This window comes from Stenotrophomonas sp. HMWF023 (genome assembly GCF_003060985.1).
GTDB classification, from domain to species: Bacteria; Pseudomonadota; Gammaproteobacteria; order Xanthomonadales; family Xanthomonadaceae; genus Stenotrophomonas; species Stenotrophomonas lactitubi.
In genome coordinates this window covers 1-2,480 of sequence record NZ_QAIJ01000054.1, presented here as the reverse complement: position 1 = coordinate 2,480, position 2,480 = coordinate 1, and the positions used below count along the sequence as shown (strand labels likewise).

The 2,480-nt window shown below is 65.0% G+C and carries 2 protein-coding genes; both read left to right on the top strand.

The window, feature by feature from the left end:
• The first annotated feature begins 95 nt into the window (after positions 1-95).
• A protein-coding gene (prfB, locus tag DBR20_RS02195; RefSeq protein WP_099818762.1) for a peptide chain release factor 2 occupies positions 96-1,221 on the top strand; the annotation gives its coding sequence in 2 pieces (ribosomal slippage) (positions 96-170 and positions 172-1,221; 1,125 coding nt in all).
• Positions 1,222-1,320: 99 nt separating this feature from the next.
• On the top strand, positions 1,321-2,103 hold the full coding sequence (locus tag DBR20_RS02190) for a helix-turn-helix transcriptional regulator (RefSeq protein ID WP_108265033.1): 783 nt from the start codon (positions 1,321-1,323) through the stop codon (positions 2,101-2,103).
• The last annotated feature ends 377 nt before the right edge of the window (positions 2,104-2,480 follow it).

The window sequence follows — 2,480 nt, the reverse complement described above, 5'->3', positions numbered from 1 at the left end:
GGTAGGGACGGGGCAGTCCGAACCTGGCTTTTGCGCCGGTTCACTCCGGGCTGCGGTATCATTTGCAGTCATCTTTTGAATGCATAACCGCCGACATGATCGAACTGAATCCTGTCCGCCAGCGCATCGCCGATCTGACCGATCGCGTGTTGTCGCTCCGGGGGTATCTTTGACTACGACGCCAAGAAAGAGCGTCTTGAAGAAGTAACGCGGGAGCTGGAAAGCCCCGACGTCTGGAACAACGCCGAGTACGCCCAGAACCTGGGGCGCGAGCGCTCGACCCTGGAAAAGACCGTGGGCGGCATCGCCGCGGTGCTGGAAGGCCTGAGCGACGCCACCGAACTGCTGGAGCTGGCCGAGTCCGAGCAGGACGAGGACACCGCGCTGGCCGTGGTGGCCGACCTGGACAAGCACCAGGCGCACGTGGAGAAGCTGGAGTTCCAGCGCATGTTCTCCGGCCAGATGGACACTGCCCCGGCATTCGTCGACATCCAGGCCGGCGCCGGTGGCACCGAAGCCCAGGACTGGGCCGAGATCCTGCTGCGCATGTACCTGCGCTGGTGTGAATCGCGTGGCTGGAAGACCGAGCTGATGGAAGTCTCCGGTGGTGACGTCGCGGGCATCAAGTCGGCCACGCTGCGCGTGGAAGGCGACTACGCCTATGGCTGGCTGAAGACCGAGACCGGCGTGCACCGCCTGGTGCGCAAGTCGCCGTTCGACTCGGACAACCGCCGCCATACCAGCTTCACCTCGGTGTTCGTGTCGCCGGAAGTGGACAACAACATCGAAATCGACATCAATCCGGCCGATCTGCGTACCGACGTGTACCGCTCGTCCGGTGCCGGTGGTCAGCACGTCAACAAGACCGAGTCGGCGGTGCGTATCACCCACATCCCGACCAACACGGTCGTGGCCTGCCAGACCGGCCGCAGCCAGCACCAGAACCGCGACAACGCGATGAAGATGCTGGCCGCCAAGCTGTACGAGCTGGAAATCCAGAAGCGCAACGCCGAGCGCGATGCGGTGGAAGCCACCAAGTCCGACATCGGCTGGGGCAGCCAGATCCGCAACTACGTGCTCGACCAGAGCCGTATCAAGGACCTGCGCACCGGCATCGAGCGTTCGGATACGCAGAAGGTGCTCGATGGTGACCTGGACGAATTCGTCGAGGCCAGCCTGAAGGCCGGCCTGGCGGTCGGCTCCAAGCGCATCGATGCCTGATGCGTGCCCGGCGACAGCGGTACCCTCCGCTGCCCGGGCCCTGCGTTGCGGGACGTCATGGGCGTCCCGCAATGCTGTTGAAACCTGCAGGGCAGGGCGATGATGCGCAGTGAAGCCGAACGCAAGGAACTGGGTGGCTTTCTCAAGGCCTGCCGCGCTCGGGTCGAGCCAGCAACACTGGGGCTGCCAGGGGGGCGCAGGCGCACGCCGGGCCTGAAGCGCGAGGAAGTCGCGCTGGCTATCGGGGTCAGCGTCAGCTGGTACACCTGGATCGAGCAGGGCCGCGAAGTGCGGGCCTCGCCCGAGGTGCTGGAGCGCCTGGCGCAGGTGCTGCGGATGAGCGACGACGAGCGCGCCTACGCGTTCGCGCTGTCCGGCTACGGGGTGCCGCTGGAATCGCCCGACGAAACGGTGACCGACGGCCTGCGCCAGCTGGTGGAGGCGATGCAGCCGATCCCGGCCTACGTGCGCAATACCCGTTTCGACATCCTGGCCTGGAATCCGGCCATCGCCGATCTGTTTGTCGACTACGGTCAGTTGGCGCCGCATGAGCGCAATACGCTGCGGCTGATGTTCCTGTATCCGCCGTACAGAACGTTGATCCTCAACTGGGAAGAAATGACCCGGGGGCTGCTGGCCAGCTTCCGCGCGGCGATGGCGCAGGCGCCGGACAAGGCGCCGTTCCTGGCGCTGGCCGAGGACATCGGCACGCACAGCGAGCAGTTCCGTGAGTGGTGGCCGGAGCACGATGTGCGTCGTTTCGACGAAGGCGCGAAGAAGCTGAACCATCCCACGCGCGGGCTGCTGGACCTGCAGTACGTGGCGCTGGTGCCGGAGAGCCGGCATGACCTGTCACTGGTGACCTACCTGCCGCGCAGGTAGAGGGTTGTTCGGCAGGGCTGCGCCCTGCACCTGCAGACGCCAGAGCCGAAGCAACAGCAACAGCAACAGCAACAGCGGGCTTTCCGTGAGTTGGCCGGGCGGTGTCGGATTGCCGCGATCGGGTAGATCCACGCCATGCGTGGATGCTTCTCGGTTTCAATTCGAGATATTCGATCTCGATGGAAATTCATCCACGCATGGCGTGGATCTACCGTGTCGACCAAGGTCGACACCAACCAAGAGCAGGCCATGCCATCCCGACAGATTGCGGAGATCTGTCGAAGGCGGGGTGGGTCCGGTGGCGGGAGTGTCCGCGGCATGGATGCCGCGGCCAAGCCCCCATGGATGGGTTTACGGCGTCTCCCGCCACCGGACCC